Annotated in this window: 19 protein-coding genes; 9 read left to right on the forward strand and 10 right to left on the reverse strand. The window is 42.3% G+C overall.

Going from position 1 to position 21,140, the window contains the following annotated elements:
* Positions 1 to 54 precede the first annotated feature (54 nt).
* Complete coding sequence (locus MHN79_RS09925; protein WP_239172760.1) at positions 55 to 1,002, reverse strand: hypothetical protein; 948 nt, start codon at positions 1,000 to 1,002, stop codon at positions 55 to 57.
* 500 nt (positions 1,003 to 1,502) lie between these two features.
* Between MHN79_RS09925 and MHN79_RS09930 the strand changes: the two genes are divergently transcribed.
* From MHN79_RS09930 to MHN79_RS09950, 5 genes are all read left to right on the forward strand, one after another.
* On the forward strand, positions 1,503 to 2,756 hold the full coding sequence (locus MHN79_RS09930) for a hypothetical protein (RefSeq protein WP_239172761.1): 1,254 nt from the start codon (positions 1,503 to 1,505) through the stop codon (positions 2,754 to 2,756).
* Between the two features lie 361 nt (positions 2,757 to 3,117).
* A complete protein-coding gene (locus MHN79_RS09935) occupies positions 3,118 to 3,675 on the forward strand; it encodes a hypothetical protein (protein WP_239172762.1) in 558 nt (185 codons plus the stop codon).
* Positions 3,676 to 3,827: 152 nt separating this feature from the next.
* Complete coding sequence (locus tag MHN79_RS09940; RefSeq protein ID WP_239172763.1) at positions 3,828 to 4,538, forward strand: hypothetical protein; 711 nt, start codon at positions 3,828 to 3,830, stop codon at positions 4,536 to 4,538.
* 109 nt (positions 4,539 to 4,647) lie between these two features.
* Positions 4,648 to 5,049 carry a hypothetical protein gene (locus tag MHN79_RS09945; protein WP_239172764.1) on the forward strand — a complete coding sequence of 134 codons (402 nt, stop codon included), beginning with the start codon at positions 4,648 to 4,650 and terminating at the stop codon, positions 5,047 to 5,049.
* 345 nt (positions 5,050 to 5,394) lie between these two features.
* Entirely contained in the window at positions 5,395 to 6,867 is a 1,473-nt protein-coding gene (locus MHN79_RS09950; protein WP_239172765.1) for an aerolysin family beta-barrel pore-forming toxin, read from the forward strand.
* Positions 6,868 to 7,023: 156 nt separating this feature from the next.
* Here the strand turns inward: MHN79_RS09950 and MHN79_RS09955 are convergent, their stop codons facing one another.
* Positions 7,024 to 8,919, reverse strand: a complete 1,896-nt coding sequence (locus tag MHN79_RS09955; RefSeq protein WP_160928459.1) for a DEAD/DEAH box helicase — start codon at positions 8,917 to 8,919, stop codon at positions 7,024 to 7,026.
* Positions 8,920 to 9,417: 498 nt separating this feature from the next.
* On the opposite strand from MHN79_RS09955, the gene rnb reads away from it, so the two are divergent.
* Together rnb and MHN79_RS09965 are read left to right on the forward strand one after the other, a co-directional pair.
* Complete coding sequence (gene rnb / locus MHN79_RS09960; protein ID WP_239172766.1) at positions 9,418 to 11,403, forward strand: exoribonuclease II; 1,986 nt, start codon at positions 9,418 to 9,420, stop codon at positions 11,401 to 11,403.
* A 194-nt stretch (positions 11,404 to 11,597) separates the two neighbouring features.
* Positions 11,598 to 12,416 (forward strand): phosphate ABC transporter substrate-binding protein, encoded by an 819-nt coding sequence (locus tag MHN79_RS09965; protein ID WP_239172767.1) that lies wholly within the window; start codon positions 11,598 to 11,600, stop codon positions 12,414 to 12,416.
* 33 nt (positions 12,417 to 12,449) lie between these two features.
* Here the strand turns inward: MHN79_RS09965 and MHN79_RS09970 are convergent, their stop codons facing one another.
* The 7 genes from MHN79_RS09970 to MHN79_RS10000 form a co-directional block, all read right to left on the reverse strand.
* Positions 12,450 to 13,145, reverse strand: a complete 696-nt coding sequence (locus MHN79_RS09970) for a MaoC family dehydratase (protein ID WP_239172768.1) — start codon at positions 13,143 to 13,145, stop codon at positions 12,450 to 12,452.
* A gap of 416 nt (positions 13,146 to 13,561) precedes the next feature.
* Positions 13,562 to 14,344: a heme ABC transporter ATP-binding protein gene (locus tag MHN79_RS09975; RefSeq protein WP_239172769.1), complete on the reverse strand. Its 783-nt coding sequence runs from the start codon at positions 14,342 to 14,344 to the stop codon at positions 13,562 to 13,564.
* On the reverse strand, positions 14,344 to 15,378 hold the full coding sequence (locus tag MHN79_RS09980) for an iron ABC transporter permease (protein WP_239172770.1): 1,035 nt from the start codon (positions 15,376 to 15,378) through the stop codon (positions 14,344 to 14,346). Before MHN79_RS09980 ends, MHN79_RS09975 begins: the two co-directional genes overlap by 1 nt.
* 11 nt (positions 15,379 to 15,389) lie before the next feature.
* Positions 15,390 to 16,244: a hemin ABC transporter substrate-binding protein gene (locus MHN79_RS09985; protein ID WP_239172771.1), complete on the reverse strand. Its 855-nt coding sequence runs from the start codon at positions 16,242 to 16,244 to the stop codon at positions 15,390 to 15,392.
* Between the two features lie 9 nt (positions 16,245 to 16,253).
* Positions 16,254 to 16,670 carry a biopolymer transporter ExbD gene (locus tag MHN79_RS09990; protein WP_239172772.1) on the reverse strand — a complete coding sequence of 139 codons (417 nt, stop codon included), beginning with the start codon at positions 16,668 to 16,670 and terminating at the stop codon, positions 16,254 to 16,256.
* Positions 16,667 to 17,344 carry a MotA/TolQ/ExbB proton channel family protein gene (locus MHN79_RS09995; RefSeq protein ID WP_239172773.1) on the reverse strand — a complete coding sequence of 226 codons (678 nt, stop codon included), beginning with the start codon at positions 17,342 to 17,344 and terminating at the stop codon, positions 16,667 to 16,669. Before MHN79_RS09995 ends, MHN79_RS09990 begins: the two co-directional genes overlap by 4 nt.
* 2 nt (positions 17,345 to 17,346) lie before the next feature.
* A complete protein-coding gene (locus tag MHN79_RS10000) occupies positions 17,347 to 18,123 on the reverse strand; it encodes an energy transducer TonB (protein WP_239172774.1) in 777 nt (258 codons plus the stop codon).
* Positions 18,124 to 18,256: 133 nt separating this feature from the next.
* On the opposite strand from MHN79_RS10000, the gene hutX reads away from it, so the two are divergent.
* Both hutX and hutZ read left to right on the forward strand, forming a co-directional pair.
* Positions 18,257 to 18,757: a heme utilization cystosolic carrier protein HutX gene (gene hutX / locus MHN79_RS10005; RefSeq protein WP_239172775.1), complete on the forward strand. Its 501-nt coding sequence runs from the start codon at positions 18,257 to 18,259 to the stop codon at positions 18,755 to 18,757.
* A 62-nt stretch (positions 18,758 to 18,819) separates the two neighbouring features.
* On the forward strand, positions 18,820 to 19,350 hold the full coding sequence (gene hutZ, locus MHN79_RS10010) for a heme utilization protein HutZ (RefSeq protein ID WP_239172776.1): 531 nt from the start codon (positions 18,820 to 18,822) through the stop codon (positions 19,348 to 19,350).
* Positions 19,351 to 19,426: 76 nt separating this feature from the next.
* On the opposite strand, the gene malK is transcribed toward hutZ, so the two are convergent.
* On the reverse strand, positions 19,427 to 20,548 hold the full coding sequence (gene malK, locus MHN79_RS10015) for a maltose/maltodextrin ABC transporter ATP-binding protein MalK (RefSeq protein ID WP_160928439.1): 1,122 nt from the start codon (positions 20,546 to 20,548) through the stop codon (positions 19,427 to 19,429).
* Positions 20,549 to 21,140: the final 592 nt, after the last annotated feature.

The following is a 21,140-nucleotide window of genomic DNA, read 5'->3' on the forward strand; positions in this document are numbered from 1 at the left end:
AGTAATGTGCCAGCAGTGTTCTTGCTGTTACCTAACAATTGTAAGTTGTGAGTTTTAGTTTTTATAAAAACAACTTTCCGAATTCGCGGTATTTTCAATCGGACAGGATTCCATATAAGGATCATGGGGTACGCAGAAGGTATAAGCGCCATCTGTTTCTGCACGAGTGCCTTTTACCCAATCATAAGACCAATTATTGTATACAGCATATCGGCTTCCAGGTTCGTTGCTTTCTGCACTCCATACATATCTTTCATGCATGGGCTCTTGATTTGAAGGCTTGGTGTTTTTGTCATTAAGATAATCAATGATTATTTGATAGGGTGGAAGCTCCCAACCGCTATTGGCACAGCGCCCAGATGCTTTAGAAAAATCCTCCCAATCTACGTAATACTCGTAGGCTCCATTAAGGAGAAAGTACTCGCTACATACCCATACTAAAGAACCGTGAGAATTGATTTGCGAGCATTGCTTCTTCTTCACATTAGAATATGAGTTAGTGGACCATGTTTCCGAAAAGTAATCCGATGGTGGGATATAGGCATCATAATCTATCATGGAGCCAATTTTATCACCTTGGGCCCATGACTTACCGGTTTCGTCGGTACAGGCTTTGTTAACAGTATGGGTAACTTCGACATGTGGCATGGGTAATCCAGCGACACTGATCTGTTTGATATGCGTAGTTGTCGAGTTATCTACGGCAGCGCATTTTCCAAACCAATTAAAATCACCGCTCCAACTTCCTTTAATCGTCCAGCCTTTAGAGAAAGTGCCCATATAGCAATCGTCGCAGCCAATTTCTGGCTTTTTATCCAAGAAGTCACAGGTAAAATTGCCTGGCGTACTCCATGAATTGCACGAAAGACGCGTAGACGTTTGAGAAACTTCCGATGCTTGTTGTTCTTCAAGGCTCAGTGATTCATTTTCACTGGAAATCGCGATAGAAGGGGCGAGCATCAAGGGTGCCCATAGCAAAGTAAGAAATTGACTGATTTTCATAGTTTACCACCTACCTAGTTCGCCGACTTTTTGCCACTCAACTAATGTTCAATGTTTGCGAAACAACTAATAACAATGTGTTGATAATATTCCAAACTACATTAATTGAGTTAATAATCAATAAAAATTTAGCATGTATTGGTATGGAGTAAAACTCTATATGGGATGTATGTTTATGTTTTCCCATGAATCTTAACTTTATTCACTGATGTGTTGGTGGGACTCACTATGCAAGTCTGTGCTTTGTTTAAAATCCGTCACTTTACGGCTAATAGTATCATCTAAAGTCAATATTATCAGTGATTTGCTTTTTATCGTATTCCATGTTCTTGATCAACTCACATGTACTTATATGCATTTAGGTTGTTATTTGTGGGGAGTATGATGACTGCCAGTGGTAGAAATTGTTGTACTGGCGATGACTTTATTTGGGGCAGGTTTTCGTTAGTTAGCCACGTAATAATGAGTTCCACAAAAACGTTGAATAAAGGAAATCGACCATGGTAACCGATGCAGTAGAAACCAGAGAATCTGAACAACCAGCTGTAGAATTACATTCTGAGAAAGTTGGACTGTCATTTTATGATTACAGTTCAAATGGTTGGCAAGACTCCCCTTTGACCATTAGTACTGACGATAATGTCGGGGCACTGAATAGTGATGGGTATTATAAGGTCAGCAAGTTAAGGCTGAAGTATAAGTTAAGAATTCATATCTCCAAAGCTGGAAAGGAGCAGATAGTCAAAGCAGGTAGTACTGTTATTGATTACATCAAGAATCATCTAACTTTACGCGTTCACTATGGTGAGTGTAGTGTCGTCGCTGATAACTACACTCTAGAAAATGACACAGGAAAGATAGACTTTAGTCGTACACATAGATCGTCAACCTCGCCAGCAGCATTTAGCGATATTGTTTCAAACGAAGTGGTTAGTGAAGAGAGACAAGGTGGTCACGGTCGAGATTACCACTATAACCTTTCTTTCGATATTTCTGCGCAGCCTGACCATAAGTTTGAGATAGGTAGCAGCCTTTCGACAGCCAAACCTATTTGGTTCACCATGGAGGCGATAGCCAATAATTTCTTCTCGGCAGAACACATAGAGCCTATCCACTTCTTTTATAACGACCACGATAACAAAGAAGTAAGCGCTAGTAATCAGAGAGACGTGATCACAAATCAGAACTTTGTCGTTTTTTCAAAAGAGCTTGAAACGTATACAAGAGGCCCAAACCAGTCAGGAAGACTTCAGCTAGGTCAGAAAAATTATTATGGGTTCGATCCTTCTTTTACCAATCTCAGCGGTTGGACGCAAAATGATATCAATCTTGAAACGACAGAGGTAACCACTCAGCTTAACCTATTGGCTAAAGCGTTAGTCGATGCAGGATATGAGGGTACAAGCTTTGAGTACACGAGTGATTTAAGCAAGGCTAAGCTGGTTTTCAAACGAGATCCTAACCAAGCATCACAAGGTGCATACACCATCTTCCAGAATGGGAGAAATGAGTTTATCACCAATACCGGTAGGCTATTTACTTGGAACCACAGTTACCATGTGGTGATACATGAAGCATTACACGCATTTGGTCTGCGACACCAAAGTAATCAGGTTCAGTCGATAATGAACTATAAGAGTCTGCCGAATGGTGGCCTGATATCGTACCAGAACAATGATGCTTTTTCAGATTTAGATAAGCTGATGATAGATAAGCTTTATCAATCAACCCATCCAGCAGCAAGTACTGATTAAAGCGCCGTTGAGTTCTCATATGAGCTGGTCAATTACTCTGTACAAACGGCAATACAGTAATTGGCACAGCTCATTGAGCTGAACATAGTTTTGTAACGCCCAGAGCAGACAGAACCTCTCTCGGCTTGGTATTGGGTCATATTAGTCTTAATTTTGAACCCAAGAAGAAAAATATCTCATAGGTGCCTGAGGGCAGACATGTGGGTTAATGAGGTAAGGCGGTGAATGCCCAAAACCTTCAGGCACTAATTAATAGGGAGTTAAATCTTTTCTTGGGGCCTTCGTAAAAATATCAATTGACACTGTATGCATAAATAGTAACCTTTGTTCATATTTTTTTGTTAGCGATATAGGGATATTGATGAAGTTAAAAGATAAATTGCGTAAAACCAGACGTAGGGCAATGGTTGCCAGAGTTTGTATCTTACTAGCTGTGATTTATTTATTAATGGTGTTCGTTAAAACTGTTTACTTAGCTAGTAAAGGCGTTGATTTTTCCTTTTTTCAACATATACATCTGCTTTCAGCACGAGCAATTTCTATTACCTATGTTTTTCCAGTCGATATTGTGTGGGAGAGTGCTAGATATATTCGTTTTGAGGGTAAGCCAGACCTCATTGAGATGTACTCCATTTTTGCGATACCTTCAGTTTTTATTATCGTATCTGCTTTTTTCATCAGTGATCATAAAGCACTAAAGAGCAAATATCACGAGTTAAGAGCTCAAATTCAAGAAGATATCTACTTACGCGAAATGCGAAAAGATGCTGATATAGAGACTGTTCCAGAAAATGCATCTGTAGATATTATTATAGATTCGGCTAAAAATGATGATCCAGCTTGGCATAATACAGGGTGGGGCAAAATCTTAGTTGGTGTTTTCATAGCAGCTATAGCGGCGGCTATTGGGCTTAAATAAAGCCTTTCAACAAACGGCTTTGTCGTTAATCGCTAATTTTTGGCTATGTTCTCATCCTAAATGATGTGATCTCGTTTGGGCATATGGCTAACTCGAAGGCAGTTTTGCTTGCCACTTATCAATGCGTTAGCTTCACTAGGAGATTGTATAAATTGAAACAAGAGTTTTGGATAGGAATTACTCTCATAGTTTGTATATCATTCTGCGTAGTATTTTTTGCCCCAATTACTGACATTTACAAGGGTATAGCTTCTATTCCAGGTGTGGGAGGCTTGGCGGTAGCTCTGTTTCAGCTAGTTAGAGATAACACTCATCATCAGAGAAACCTTGAGATGCAGCAGGGACAACAAGTATTCAATCTAGGTGCCACCTCCCATATGGCAAACACAGTTTTTGATAAACACGTTGAGTTCTGTGAAAAATACTTGGCGGAAGTCCACCAATTAGTTACTACTCTAACTAAAGAAGGTCCGACAAGAGAGGCTTTAGAACATTCGGGAAAGCTCTACGAGCTTCGCATTGAGTATACCGCTTGGATAACCCCCCAAATTGAAGAAAAGCTCATGCCTTTTGAGCAAGCTGTTAGAAATATTGGTGCGAATTCAGGTTTGGCCGAAGCATTATCCGGTTCCGAACAACATTGTGACACTCGCTCAAAAGCAATTGAACAAATGTTTAATGAGTTCAGTAACCTTATGAATATTGGTGAGCCAAATATAAAAAATGCAGAATCAACAATAGTTGAGATCAAAAAAAGAATTAGGGAAATACTTCAAATTAACCAGCTCATAGACGTTCGAGAACTCTTGGTTAACAATGCCGCAAACATTGCAGCTAACAAGCTTTTCAACAGCGGTTCATAAAGCTTGGCGTCTTCAGATAATAGTTTGTGTTTATGGAACAATAAATCAAATTGGGTGGAATGCATTGTAGTTCTTTGGCGGGATGTTAGGCTTACATAACAGGAAAAAAATGACTTTCGAAAAATTTGTAGCAATTGTTGGTTTGATTGCAACGATACCTGTCTATCAAGGTTGGGTAATTAAAATTTGGGTTTGGGGCAAGGCCAAAAAGGTTTCATCTTTGGAACAGCGACTTGAGCAAATAGAAAAACTGCACAGTGATAACAAGTATCTGATGATTTACATTGGTCAGTCTATTCTTATGGTACTTGCTTTGATTGCTATTGCACAGGTTTACCAGCTTATGAATATCGCTTCGGATGGGGAGGATATATCGTCTATTTTTATTAGCTTGATGTCTCTAATAGCATATCTTGTGGCTCTTAATTGTGGGGGTAAACTCACCAAGGTTAAGAACTTCGATAAGTATCGTGAAGACATAAACGGAAAAATCGAGCGTTTACAATCCTAACAAAACACTCTGGCGCCAATCTTTAATTTTTGGCGCCGTTTAATCCTCTTCGTAAAATCAATGCTTTACATTTGAAACATCCTTGTAACGCAACCTCTAAAATACCCCTTTTATAACTATGTGTTTCAGGCTGGGAAAGGCTTGAACGCTTCAAAAAGGCCAATCAGTGCGGCTTTAACTCCCCACTTGATACAAATTAACTGACTATTTATATATTTTGGATGAATAATTAGCCAAAAAATGATACCTATGCCACACTGTTGTTAATATTGTTAATTTATTTGTTTACTATTGATTCGACTTATGTGATCACTATTGACTTAATTAACAGTAGGAGTGTGAGCTATGAGAACATCCAATACTTTTAAAGTTTTGATTCCATCCGTGCTTATTTCCGTTCTGTCTGCAAACGCACAGGCTAAGATTTATCCTGACCAGTTGGTCACTGATCAATTGGGTGAAGACCGCTGCCGTACGGGTTACCGCCCGATAGATCGCTTCGAAGCAAATGCACAAAAGGACTACATTGTTTCTCGCATGGGTCAGTGGCAAATTACTGGGTTAAAAGATGACTGGGTGATCATGGGGCCTGGCTATCACGGTCGAATCAAGCAGGATATTCCCAATAGTACCACTTGGTGTTACCCTGTTAATGCGGTGTCTGAAATTACCACTATGCCTAAGGCATCCATTCCTGAAGGCGATGAGGTAGACATTCAGTATGCGCTGGTAACTGATCACGCTAACTTTGTGCGTCCATTGAGTTATCTCGCTCATTACCTTGGTTATGCTTGGGTAAGTGGCAATCATAGCCAATTTGTCGGCGAAGATATGTATGTTAGACGTGAAGGCGACGCTTGGGTGATTCAAGGCAATGAGGATGGCTCATGCGACGGCTACCGCTGTGATGAGAAAAGCAAAATCACAATCAATAATTTTGCGTATACTCTCAACGATAGCGACTTCTCCCACGGTGACATAACCGAATCTGAGCGCCAGCTGGTAAAAACGGTGACTGCGATTGCTCGCAATAGAAGTGACATTCCACAGCAGGTGGTGGTGGATCTGTCATTGAACGAGTCAACCAATTGGTCTAAAACTGACACTTATGGTTTTGCTCAGTCGGTATCCACAGAAAATGAATTTATGTGGCCTTTGGTTGGTAAGACTAAGCTGTCGATTTCACTTGAAGCTAATCAAAGTTTCGCCAAAACCAATGGCGGCTCAACTAGCCAGCAGGTGACGCTCCAAGCAAGACCAACCGTTCCTGCTAATTCTGAGATCCCAATTCGTGTCGAACTTTATCGCTCGAGTATTTCTTATCCATACAGCTTTGGTGCGGATATAAGTTATGATGTCACATTTGATGGATTTTTACGTTGGAGTGGCAACGCTTGGCATTCTCACCCAGATGACCGTCCTAACGTAAAACACACTTTTACTATGGGACGTGTCAGCGATAAATCAGCAGATATTCGTTATCAATGGGACCACCGTTATATTCCGGGTGAAGTCAAATGGTGGGACTGGAGCTGGGCTATCACCGAAAATGGCTTAAAAAATATGCAAACTGTGACAGGAGAGAGTCTACGTCCCTTTTACTCTCGTGTTTCTGGTGACTTTAATGCGGAATCACAATTTGCTGGTACGATAGAAATTGGTCAAGCCACACCGATAAGTAATCGCGTTAAGCGCTCAGCGGAGCCTCTGGTCAGTGAACAAGTTGGTGATGTCGAAATCACAACCAACTTTGACGCACAAGAACTAGCAGAGCTTGGCTTTAGTGATGCTCACCTAAGCATTACCCCTGCCGAATAATCTAAACCTGAATTCCAGCTTCGCTGGCAGATGTCAGTCCTAACAGAGCAGCTTAGCTGCTCTGTTTATTTGATTTTGGCTTAATAAAAGCAAAAAGGTGAACCAATTGGTTCACCTTAGATTTAAGCAATTATAGGCTGTGATATATTGAATATCTTATGCTTCTGCTCGGCGGTCACGATTATGACCACGCTCACCGCGATAATTTCCGCGATTGTCGCCACCACGATTACGATCGAATCGGCGCTCTCCGTCACGGCGTCCACCTTCGCGGTTACCACGGAAGTTACCTTCACGACGACCACCTTCGCGATTGCCACGGAAACCACCCTCGCGACGTCCGCCATCACGACCGCGACCTGAGTCACGACGTCCACGAGGCTCACGGAAATCGTCAAAGTCACACACGACAGCATCTACCTGCTTTTGGCGGATACGTAGTTTACGCAGTTTACCTGCCGTTTCAGAAGGCATTGCTTTAGGTAGCTGAACGTAAGTCTCACCTTGTGCAAGTTTGATAGCGCCGATTGAGCCTTTAGTCAGGCCAAGCTCATTGGCTAATGCACCAACGATGTCTTTAACCTGAACACCTTGCTCACGGCCAACTTGAAGTTGGTATGTATCCCAATCTTGATTGTTGAAGCTACGATCTCTACCACGGCCATCTCTACCGCCTTCACGGCGCTCTTTACGGCGTTGTTTGTCGCGTTCGATTGCTTGGATCATCGGATCTTCGCCAATGTAAAACAATGGACGCTTACCTTGCTGACGCTTAAGTAAGATTGACGCCAGTGTGGTCGCGTCTAGCTCTAGAGTCTCCTGAAGCTTTTCTACCAGCTCAGTGAATTTTTCTAGAGATTTATGTTCTTTATCTTGCTCAAGTTCAGCACCTAGCTTAACTAAGCGAGCTTCTGCTACTTTATCGCGCAGTGGAAGTTGGATCTCTTCCATCGATGATTTAGTCACACGTTCGATAGTACGAAGCATGCGGATCTGATTGGTGCGAACTAAAAGGATCGCTTTACCTTTACGTCCTGCACGACCTGTACGGCCAATCCTGTGAATGTAAGACTCTACATCAAAAGGAATATCGTAGTTAAATACGTGAGTGATTCTTGGAACGTCTAGGCCACGAGCAACAACATCTGTTGCAACAAGAATATCGATCACACCCTGTTTGATATGATCAACAGTACGCTCACGTAGAGACTGTGGAATATCACCATGCAGCGCTGAAGCTTTAAAGCCGCGAGCACATAGCCAGTCTGCTAGGCGCTCTGTATCTTGACGAGTGCGAACGAATACAATAGACGCGTCAGTTTCTTCGGTTTCCAACAGGCGAGACATTGCTTCATCTTTCTCGACACCTTTTACAACCCAGAATTGCTGCTCAACTTTATCTACAGTGTGATTTTTACCTGCGACATCAATTGTCACTGGCTCACGCAAAAAGCGCTCAACAATGTTTTTTAGCATTGGAGGCATAGTTGCAGAGAACAAAACACGCTGAGCAGACTCAGGAGCATGCTCCATGATTTCTGTAACGTCGTCGACGAAGCCCATGTTTAGCATTTCATCTGCTTCGTCGAGAACAAATGTATGTACTTCGTCTAGATGCAAGCGTTCGCGGTTGATCAAGTCTTGAACACGCCCTGGTGTACCAACAACAATGTGCGCACCATTTTTGAGCGCTCGCATTTGATCAACGATGGATGCACCACCATAGATCTCAAGAACTTTTAGACCGGATATGTTCTGGCCTAGGTTTTTCATTTCTGCTGCAACTTGGATCGCTAGTTCGCGAGTTGGTGCAAGAACAATAGCCTGAGGTTTACGCTGAGCTAGATCTAGCTTGTTCAATAGTGGAAGTGAAAATGCCGCGGTTTTGCCAGTACCAGTCTGAGCTTTGCCTAGTGCATCGGTGCCTTCCATCAGGTGAGGGATAGCAGCAGCTTGAATTGGGGTTGGTGATACAAAGCCCATTCCGTCTAGAGAAGAAAGGATAGCGTCATTTAGCGCTAAATCGCTAAACTGAATTACAGAATCTGTCATTGGGATCCTACTAAAGTAAATGTCAACAAAAGGTCCCACGAGCTCTACCAATTCCATTACCAATCCAGTGAGTGCTGAATCCGTTCAGATGCGGATAAGTCGTAAATCGCATCAAGCCGCTAGGGACATATCTAAGGGGGGCGAATTATTCCTTAAAACCACAAAAAAATCCAGAAAAAATTGAAATACATCACAATTTTTTCCTAGCTTTAAGTGATTAAGAACAGAAGACTCCAGCGCTTTGTTCATTAGATAGATACAGGGCTACTCAGTGTTTGTCATTGATATACATAATAAATTAATAAAGTTTATATGAATTAGGTGGTCAATTTCTGCGATATACATTAGGGGCATTACCTAGTAAAATGTTATACACAAATTGGCTCGACTGGATGTGGTTGTGATGGGTTGAACCCCCGCAATTGGTTTAATCAGCTGTAAATGTACTAGTTGATGCCATACATCCAGAAAATAAAACGAATTAGTTAAGAAGTTTGCATGTTCCAAGATAATCCCCTACTGGCTCAACTGAAGCAGCAGATACAAGAAAACCTTCCCAAGAAAGAAGGTACGATTAAAGCGACCGAGAAAGGCTATGGCTTTTTGGAGGTTGATAACAAAACGAGTGTCTTTATTCCGCCACCATACATGAAAAAATGTATGCATGGAGATAAGGTAAGAGCCATTATTCGTACCGAAAAAGAGCGAGAAGTTGCAGAGCCAGAAGCCTTATTGGAACAGGGCATTAACCGTTTTATCGGTCGAGTTAAGTGGTTTAAAGGCAAGTTAAACGTTAATCCTGATCATCCACAACTTAAAAAATTATCGCTTAAAGCTAAGGTCACAAAGGGCTTAAAGCGGGACGATTTGAAGGAAGGGGACTGGGTTGTTGCCCATCTAATCCAACACCCATTGGCTGACGATAATGGTTTTTTGGTCGAAATATCAGAAAAGATTACGGATGCCGATGACAAAATAGCGCCTTGGTGGGTGACACTAGCACAAAATGAATTACCCAATACCGAGCCTCCGGGCATAGAAAACTGGCAGATTGAGGATGACGCTGATCTAGAGCGTCTAGACATGACGCACTTGCCTTTTGTCACTATTGATGGTGCGTCGACACGGGATATGGACGATGCTCTGTATGCTCAGAAGTTAGATGATGGAAGCTATGAGCTAACGATCGCGATTGCCGATCCTACTGCCTATATTACTCCAAGCTCTGAAATGGATAGAACCGCACGTCAACGTGGATTTACTATTTATTTACCAGGGCGCAATATTCCTATGTTGCCAAGAGACTTAGCTGATGACCTATGCTCTTTGGTAGAAAACGAGTTAAGACCCGCGCTTTGCTGTTCTGTTCACATTGGAGCTGACGGTGAACTAGGCGATGACGTTAAGTTTTTTGCGGCCACTGTGAAATCCCACGCACGTTTGGTTTACGAACATGTTTCAGATTGGCTGGAAAATAGCGAGTTAAAGTCGTGGCAACCTGATAGCAGCACGGCTTCAGTGATAAACGCCCTTTATGAGTGTTCGCAGGCTCGAATTCAGTGGCGCGAGAAAAATGCCGTTGTTTTCCCAGATCGCCCAGACTACCGTTTTGAACTTAGCGAAGATAACGACGTTATTGCTATTCACGCAGACATTCGTCGTAGTGCAAACAAAATAGTAGAAGAATGCATGATTACTGCAAATATTTGCGCAGGTAAAGTTCTTCAATCCAGTTTCGATTCAGGCGTGTTCAATACTCATTCTGGCTTTAAGCAGGATAAGCTAGCTGACGTTATCGATCTTATCAACAGCGAAAACAGCGAGCAGACCTTTACCATAGAGGGTATTGCTACATTGGCTGGCTTCTCTGAGCTTCGCCGTTGGCTAGCTAAGCAAGATACCAGTTATCTCGAACACCGTATTCGCAAGTATCAAGCGTATAGTGAAATTGGTAATCAAGCTCTACCTCATTATGCAATGGGGCTTGAATTGTATGCTACTTGGACCTCACCGATTCGTAAATATGGTGACATGGTCAACCATAGAATGTTGAAAGCTCATATTATGGGCAAAGCACCGGTTCAAACTGCTGATGGTGATCTTGGCGATGAATTAGCCCTGCACCGTAAACACCATAAAACGGCGGAGCGTAATGTCTCTGATTGGCTATATGTGCGCACTTTAGCGGAAGAACCAGCTAAAGGTACCCAATTTCATGGTGAAATTTTTGATGTTTCTCGAGCAGGGTTACGCGTTCGTTTACTCGAAAATGGTGCGGTTGCATTTATACCTGGTACTCTAATATTGGCCAATAAAGAGCGTTTAAAATGTAATTCAGAGCTTGGATTATTGTCTATTGACGATGAGATTGTTTACCGTGCAGGTGATGTCATTAAGCTAGTGTTAAATGAGGTAAATCAAGAAACTCGTAGCATTGTTGCTAAACCTGTTGAAGTATTTGTTGAGGCAAAAGAAGCCGATTAAAAAGAGACGGATAAGTAAGGGATCATGACTTACTTATCCACTTCTCCGTATCACTGAGTTTATCCGAACACTGGTTTCAGACCTTTACCAACTTCTCGCTTATTCACCGTTAAATCAACATTTTTCACAAAAATGTAACCTTACCTACATATTATGCCACCAGTGTATATCCTTTATTTGAATCGGAGATAGTTATGATTCGCACCGTTTTCACTGTTTTATTAAGCGCATGTTTTAGTTTTAACCTAGCGGTAGCCAGTGAGGTCAATGTATCAGGATCGACCTCAGTAGCGCGTGTGATGGATGTATTGGCTGAAGACTTTCATCAAAGCCACCCTGAAACCTATATCGCAGTACAGGGGATTGGTTCAACAGCAGGCATTACCTTATTGAAAAAAGGAGTCGCCGACATAGGTATGAGCTCTCGTTACTTGACAGAGAGCGAGCAAGACGAGTCTCTCACTGTCACTCCATTGGCTTATGACGGCCTTGCTGTTGTTGTTAATAAATCCAATCCGATCAGTAATATCAGCCGAGAGCAGCTTTTTGACATATATAAGGGCAAGATAGTCAATTGGAACTCAGTGGGTGGGCTTGATCAAAAAATTGCAGTGGTGACTCGTGAGGCTTCATCTGGTTCAAGGTACAGCTTCGAGAATCTTCTTGGGCTAACTAAGATAGTCAATGGTCGACAAGTTTCCTCAATCAGTCAAAATAATTTGGTGGTTAACAGTAATAGTATGGTGAAAACCTTAGTTAGCCATAACAAACAAGCGATAGGCTTTATCTCAACTGGCTCTGTAGATAGCTCGGTAAAAGCGATTAAGTTCGATGGAATAGAAGCGAGTACTCAAACTATAGCAACAAATAAATATGGCCTATCTCGACCTTTTTTGGTGTTGTATAAACGCTCTGAATTAGGCGAACAAGCAAAATCGTTTGTTGAATATTTGCAAGGAAAGCAAGCTAAAGGCCTAATCCGAGAATACGGATATACACCCATTAGCAAATAGATAAGTTACGGGAGAGGGGACGCTGGCCCCTCTTCAAAAATGAAGCTGTATTACTGAGACAACAACGGCTCCAGGGCGTCTAACCCCTTCGATCTCAACCTTGATTTCACGTTCTATCTCCAATCCTTTTTTGATAGGTGTTACTTTAGATAGCTTGCTGACAGCGCGAACGCGGCTATTGGCTTTGACTGGATATGGAAAACGTACTTGGTTCAGACCAATGTTGACCACCATTTTGGCTGTTGGGAAAAGGGAATGATCTGGGTTCACACTGTCTGTGAGTTTTGGAAGCATAGCCAGAGTTAAAAAGCCATGTGCAATCGTTGTCTTGAAAGGTGACTCAAGTTCGGCACGCTCTGGATTGGTATGTATCCACTGCATATCTTCAGTGACTTCACCAAATTGATTAATACGTTGCTGCGAGATCTTCAGCCACTCACCTGTATGAATCACTTCGCCAAGCTTCTCTTTAAGCTGATCGTAAAGTACCTGTGCTTCAGGTTTTAATTCAACGGGCTTATTCTCAACATCATTTGATGCGTTGGGTGCTTGGACCTCATCATTGACCGCTGGTCTTTGCATGTCCCAAAAACGTGCAAATAAATAGCGGTGGTTATTTGTCTTTTGTATAAACTCATCCCAATATTCACGCACGGCAGGAGACATCCACTGCATAAATTCGGATTGCGACTTTTCACCACGATGTTTGAATAGGTCTGCGACTTTCATAAAACCTCAGAAATCTGATATTAATATACGTCAACTTGTTAATTTTGAATCACTTCACAATTGTGCGCAACGACTTTCGGGCGTACACATGTTTTCTGACTACTGTATTGTTTTTGTTTATCAGTTACTTAGAAATAAAACATTATTTTATTAGATAATTATCACTAGAGTATATACCCTAGATAACCATCTTGTGTGAGAACGAAAGTTATTTATTGCTCCGATGCCCGCTAAGCACGCAGACAATCCATGGTCTAGACTACAAAACAAAACTCGTGCCAAGATAGGTTGAACCAAGCTATTCACTTTATTTATCATACCTTAAGCTCTTTTCTTTTTGCATTGTATTGTCAATGCGGAAAGGAATGGTTTGGCTAGGGCGGCAATATTTGTTTCCCCCGTAGGCTAACGCAACGTTAAGGAGCTGGATAAACCATAGGGAATTCTAGCATAGGGTGTTTTCCTATCATGCAGCGATAACCATACACCGACATAATCATCTCTGCGGACAAAGCGTCTTCGGGGGATGCATCGCAGGCTATGATACCTTCGTTGAGTATGACAAGACGATCAGAATATTGTGCCGCGAGATTTAGGTCGTGTAACACCACCACTACTGCCGTATTTTGCTCATCTGCTAGCTGTTTCATTTTGGATAACGTATTGTGCTGATGTGTGAGATCTAAGGCTGAAGTCGGTTCATCAAGCATTAATATTTTACGCTCCCCCGATTGTGCTAATTGCACGAGAACACGAGCTAAGTGCACTCGCTGTTTTTCACCTCCTGACAAAGATGGGTAGAGCCGTTCGGCAAGATGGAGGACGTCAGTCACCCTCATATAGTGATGGGCAAGATCTCGTACTTCACTATTGGCTAATGTTAAGGGAATTGCGCCTAGCTCGACGACCTCTTGCACAGAGAAAGGAAAAGTGAGCGTATTTTGCTGCGGTAACATGCCTACATGTTTGGCTAATTCTTTAGCATTCCAGAAGCTTTTTTCTTTACCAAAATAGGCTATGTCGGCGTTGGATTGTCTCTCACCACAAAGTACTTTTAGTAGCGTGCTTTTACCTGCACCATTTGGCCCTAACAGGGCGGTAACTTCGCCAGAACGTATTTCGAGACTCACATTGTTGAGGATCAGACGTGAGTCTACGCGTATGGAGATATTGTTTGCGCAAAGTGCATGACTATTCATTAAAAAATCTTTCCTCTTTGCTTAAATAGGAGGTAAATAAAAAATGGAGCGCCAATCATTGCGGTGACGATTCCTACCGGAAGTTCGGCCGGCGCAAGCACTGTGCGTGAAATCATATCGGTTACGGTAAGAAGCAACGCGCCTAGGCAGGCTGATATTGGTATCAGGGAGCGATGATCGGGGCCACACAACATGCGGCCTAAATGAGGAATAATTAAACCGATAAAACCTATCATGCCAGACACACTAACGGCCACGCCAACCCCGATCGCAGTTAATAACATCAACAAACGCTTGAGCTTTTGTACTGGGATCCCCAGATGAGCAGCTTCCGCTTCACCCAAGAGTAAAGCGTTTAAAGGCATTGCATTGCGTGTGAAGCAGACTAGCAATAGGAAAAGAGTGGCGGTGCAAAGTAAAATACTGGTCCAACTCGCGCCGGCTAGCGAGCCCATCTGCCACAATGAAATGTCTCGCAACATCTGGTCGTTGGCAATAAAATTCATGTACCCAAGGCCGGCAAAAGATAGAGTAGTCATTGCTACACCCGCTAATAGCATGATGGTCACAGACGTACCTAATTTGTTAGTACCTAATCGATATACAAAACCAGTGGCCACTATGGCACCCAAGAATGCGAATAAGGGAACAGCAATGATATTAATAACATTCGGGTAGTCAGTGTTGTATTCAGAAAACAGGACTATCGCGATGGCTCCGCTGAGAGATGCGCCTGCAGAAACCCCTATAATGCCTGGTTCAGCGAGAGGGTTGCGAAACAACCCTTGGGTTACTGTGCCACAAATTGCCAATATCGCGCCGACAAGAATACACAGCAAGGTTCGTGGTAGACGAATTTCATGGATGACCATATGAATATGATCTGGAAGCTGATTTGAATATGTAGCGACACTCATTAGACTATCCATGAAGCTGATATTCATGGGACCGACACTAATCGATCCGACAGCGGTAAGTAAAATAAATGAGCTTAAAACAATGAGTATTGAAGAAAGGGAGGTATGACGTAGCATAGTAAAGAGCTCTACTTCATTGTATTAAGTATTTTGTTTAAGCGCTGGGCCTCTGAAAGGCTTTTTAAACCCAAACCACCAACGATTGCGTGTCCATCGATTGGAATAATGTTTTTGGCTTTTCCGGCTGGTGTCGCAGCAAGGAGAGGCATTTTGTCAAAAATTGTCTCTATCCCGCCGATCTTATCTAGGCTTCGGCCGCTGACTAGTATGATGTCAGGCTGCATCTCTAACATTGACTCTGTAGAGAGCGGCTTATACGAATCAACTTTTTGCGCTGCTGGGTTTAAACCACCAGCTAACTGAATGATTGCGTCTGGCACCGTGTTTGCGCCTGCAACATTTGCGGGCCGACCCTCATGTACGAGAAGAAACAACACTTTTTGCTTTCGTTGCAATGTTGAGCGATTTGTCTCTAGCGCTTGAATGGTTTGTTGTATGTTGGCCTTTAGAGCTTGTGCTTTCTTTTCACTATGAGTGATCGAGGCAATGTCATCGATGCGTTCTAATAGGCCTTCAGGTGTGGGTGATGAATTGATCACATCAACACTGACTCCTGCATTGGATATTTGGTCTAACACATTTTTGGGCCCCATTTCTTCTGAGCCAATAACAAGGGTTGGATTAAGAGCAAGTAGGCCTTCTGCCGAAAGGTTTCTGTGATAGCCGATTTTGGGGAGCTCAGTTTTTGATGGCACTTCACTCGTGATATCTACTGCTACGATTTGGTCTTGCTTATCAAGTGCGATCAGCAATTCGGTGACAGCGCTACCGGCACTAATGATTCTGTCACTTGCTGATGTTGATGCTGCAACAAGAAATAGGGAAAGCGTAGAGACGCCTTTAGCAATGATAGGTTTGAGCATAGCTTGACCTTAGTGTTTTGTGTCTTGGGTAAGTAACTGGGTGGCTTGAATATTATTTTCTTGCAGAAAGGCAAGTAACTTTACTAAATGCTGCACATCTGCCGTTTTTTCCGCTCCTATAACGATAGATTTTTGATTATATTGATATGCCTGCTTCACTGCATGGGAGAAAGAGTCCCAATCTGAATACTCTTGACTATTTAATGCCCAGTAAGGCTCTGTTGGTAAAATGTTCAGTGTTATTACTTGGTTTTCCACACTCGTTGTCATTGGCGAGTCTATGGTGGGTAACTTTACCTCCAGAGAATCAAGTTTGACGGCAGCGGTTAGCATCAAAAAAACCATAACAATAAAAATAATGTCTAATAAAGGTGTTAAATCCGGTGTTAAGCTCACGGGATTCGATTGTCGATTTACTTTGATCATGGCATCGCCTCATGAGAGGCTGGAGATGGTTGAGTGTTTGCTTGTTGAAACTCGACCCCCTCTAGCCAGAGGTTAGTAAAATTGAGAGTATGCGCCAGCTTAGCCATTACCTTGTCTGCCCAAAGGCCAAGTAGTTGAGCACTTGCGATCGCTGGCAAGGCAATGATTAAGCCTGCCGCCGTTGTTCGCATTGCGATACCTAGGCCATCGGCTAAGTCATTTGGAGTAATGTTACCTGATGATGTTGCAACACCTTTAAACATCTCTATTAGACCAAGTACAGTTCCGAGTAGCCCAATTAGAGGGCTTATCACGCCAATTAAGCCAAGAAGACGAAGGCCTGAGTTGAGTTGCAGACGTTTTTCTTCCAACCACATACCAGCGGTATCTTCGCGTAAATTTTTCGGATAACAATGATGTTGGAGCAAGATGGAAACGCCCTGATAGAGAGGTGGTCGATGGTGAGAAAACTTTGTAGCAAGGCTAATAATTTGTTGAACATTTGAAGGGGAGATTTGCTTAAGCTCTGCATGAATGGCTTTTCTTCCTCTACCAGAGCAGATACAAAGCTGCATGAGGCGTTCGAGTACAATCATTACTGTTACGAATGAGCATAAGATGAGTGGCCATGTCATTAGGCCCAGTTGTTGCTGGAGGTAATTTATATGTTCCATTGTTAATCCATATTGAAACGTACGGGAATTCTTACTCTATGAGCGATTTTCTGGCCGTTAATACTGTGTGGAGAGAACTTCCACTTCTTTATCGCCTTTAGCGCGGATTTATCTAAGATAGTTTGGCCTGAAGAGGAGATGAGTTGTTGAGATACTTGCTGGCCATCTTCGTCTAACCAAACTTCATAAGTCACCACGCCTGTTAATCCTCTCTTCCTCGCTAACCTAGGGTAAATGGGTTGGACTGGCTTGGATATAAAACTTGGTTTGTTCACCAACACGGGTTTTGTGGTCGCGCCCTGATGAGAACTTGCAAGTTGAGGTTGGGTCATTTTTTCTTCAATAGGCTTATGAACTGCCTTGTCTGGCTCTTGTTGCTTTTGCGGTTTGTCTGACTGTTCGCTGACCTTTTTTTTTGCTGCAAGCTTAGCGCTCTCTTTTTTATTGATAGAAGTGGCCGCAGCGAACCGACTTTTGACTTCATCAGTGACTTGTGAGGTTGCTGATGAGTTTTGCTCTGTTTTGGGCCTAGCATTCTCACTCTTTTGGCTTTCTGCAGAAGGAGACGTGAAATGAATAGAGACTGAAGAAGGTGCATTTCCTACAGGTATGACATAGGCTTTAGGCTCAAATTTCACTCCAAAAATCATGCTGTGGATAGCGATGGATAGACTACCCGCAATCACATACCTGTTCAAATGCATATTAGTGTTATGACAAAAATCATCAAGAGGTAAAGTATCTAACAAGATGCAAATAATATCAATTATCAATTGCATTATCATTTCTGTGCTTCTATGATTGCGTGAATTTTGTCACGCTCGGCTCTTACTACGGCAAAAAGAGTTTCTCATCGATGTTCGAGGAATGTATCTCACTGTTGTTAGTGGCTTGGCGCTATGAGGAACATATATGCAGATATTGAAGGAAAAAGTGGCCGAATTGGTCTTTGAAGAGCCAGCGTTATTACCCGCAGAAATTGCTGAGGTATTAAATGTTTCTGAATTTGAGGTTGTCAGCGCTTTACCGGATGACATGGTGGGCCTGGCTGGTGGGGAGCAAGCCCAATTCTATCTTGAAAAACTGGTTGGATTTGGCCCTGTGACGACTATTGTGCACTCCTTTGGTTCAATTTTTGAAGTAAAGGCACCTTTCCCAAAAGGTAAAATCGCAAGAGGCTATTATAACTTGATGGGAAAAAGTGGAGAGTTACATGGCCACTTAAAGCTAAGTAATGTGGTTAATATAGCTTTGGTTAGTAAACCCTTTAGAGGTCGTGAGAGTCATTACTTTGGTTTCTTCTGTGAAAAGGGGAACAACATATTCAAAGTTTATCTAGGTAGAAATGATCAAAGAGAGTTAATTCCTGAACAGGTAATCGCGTTTAGACAGTGGCAAAAAGACTTAAAGTAATATTAATCGTAGGAAAATAAAAACCCGACAAATTAACCATCATAATAAGAAGGAGGTAATATATGGATGATCATGTTAAACAAGAGCGCTTACAAGGGCGCTTGGGGCCAGAGATCCAAGAGTTTCGTCAAAATTGTCTCACTCTTCAACTTGCTACTGTTGACGAACAAGGTCAGCCTAATGCCAGTTATGCGCCGTTTGTACAAAATGAATATGGGTATTTTGTATTAATATCTGACATTGCCCGCCACGCTCGTAACCTTCTTGTGAGCCCTAATGTTTCGATTATGATGATCGAAGATGAAGGACATTCCAAGCAACTTTTTGCTCGTAAACGTCTGACGTTTGATGCTACTGCAGAGGTAGTAGAAAGAGACACACCTTTATGGAATGATGTTATTATGCAAATGAACCAACGATTTGGCGACATTATTGATAACTTAAGTCAATTACAGGACTTTATTTTATTTAAAATGCAACCTAACAAGGGATTGTTTGTGAAGGGTTTTGGTCAGGCTTATCAAGTGTCTTGTGATGATCTCGTTGACTTTGTTCATTTGGAGCAGGGACATAAAAAAGTGCAGCAGTCTTAGCCCAAAGGAGCACATGAGGCTCCTTTTTTGTTTCTGGGCTTTTATATCGACATATTCTCGTTTGCAATGAACGAGATTAATCTGGAAAGTTGACCCCTGCTTCCCGAAAGAGTCTCTGGCACGCTTTTCCATCACTGTGGAATAGATGACAGCGATTGGCGGGTATATCAACAATGAAATTATTACCTACCTCGATGTCTAAGGTATCTGGCTCGCGATATATAACATCTGCGTCGGCTGCGCCAATATGCAGGTAGACTTGAGTTTCATTTCCGAGTTTTTCGACTATGTTAACTTGTCCCTCAATTGAAGCATCACCTTGACCACATGGCAGCAAATGTTCGGGTCTAACTCCCAGTGACATTCGTGAACCTCGCGTGACGCTTGTTCCGTCAACTGGGATCCAAAATGCGGTGCCATTGGCAAGCTGAACCATGACTTTATCGTCTTCTACCGCTTCAATGAAAACACTAATAAAGTTCATCTTAGGTGAACCAATAAAACCAGCAACGAAACGATTACTTGGATAATGATAAAGCTCTAATGGCTTGCCAACTTGTGCAACATAACCGGCATCGAGAACGACAATTTTATCCGCCATTGTCATCGCTTCCACTTGATCATGTGTTACATAGATCATGGTACACCCTAGCTTTCGTTGCAGCTTGGTGATTTCTGAACGCATTTGTACCCGCAAGGCTGCATCTAAGTTGGATAAAGGTTCATCGAGTAGAAACACCTTAGGCTGTGATACCAGAGTTCGCCCGATAGCAACTCTTTGTCTCTGGCCGCCAGATAAAGCTTTGGGCTGTCGGTCGAGCAGATGACTGAGTTGGAGTACATCCGCTGCGTGTTCTACACGTTTATCAATTTCACTCTTATCTGCTTTACTGAGTTTGAGACCAAATGACATATTCTCATACAGATTTAAATGCGGATATAGAGCATAGGATTGAAAAACCATACCGACGCCACGTTTAGATGGCTCGATATGATTCATCAATTTAGAGTCAATATAAAGCTCTCCTGATGTAATATCTTCGAGACCAGCAATACAGCGCAGTAAGGTTGATTTACCGCATCCTGACGGACCAACAAAAACAACAAACTCGCCTTCTTTTATGTCTAGGTCAACATTCTTTGAGATTAATACGTCGCCATAAGCCTTTGATACATTCTTTAATGTGACACTTGCCATCTCGCTTGTCCTTGATCAAAATTCTATCTTTTTATTGGGTTGCATATCAATTATCTATGTGTGGTTATATTAAGCTGCACCGATGGAAATCACCACTGGGCGTAAAATATGGTCACAGGTAACTATCAAGTTGTTACGAAAGCTAGTGCTTGCTCGACATGCTGGGTTCAATGTAAGAAATTAGGGTGGTGGAGCTCACACCACCCGCCATCGCCAATACAGAGTCTGTTCCCCTACGTGAAAATAACCGTATCAGACCCGCTAACGAAATCGCTATTTTGTGTCTGTGATGTTACACAATTATTGTCTATTACGGCGACTCCTGGCCATGTAATCCAGTCTTTAGACTTAGCTAGAAAAGTCTGATAAAAACTGGAAAGGTTCCTACTTATCCGCTCTTGGACCAAGCTAGTTTGCTTTTTTGACTATTGTTATACATCCTCCTAGTCCTTGTCTATCTGGGGGGAGTAGTTAGGGAGTAGATGCATCTATTGTTTGATGGTGTGTCTAGATCAAATTCAAAGAAATACAGAGCTTATTGGTGAATTTGATCACGGCATGCGTATTTTATGTGAATTATGTCGTTTTTGTT

Source organism: Vibrio sp. Of14-4, from assembly GCF_022347625.1.
Taxonomy (GTDB): Bacteria; Pseudomonadota; Gammaproteobacteria; order Enterobacterales; family Vibrionaceae; genus Vibrio; species Vibrio pristinus.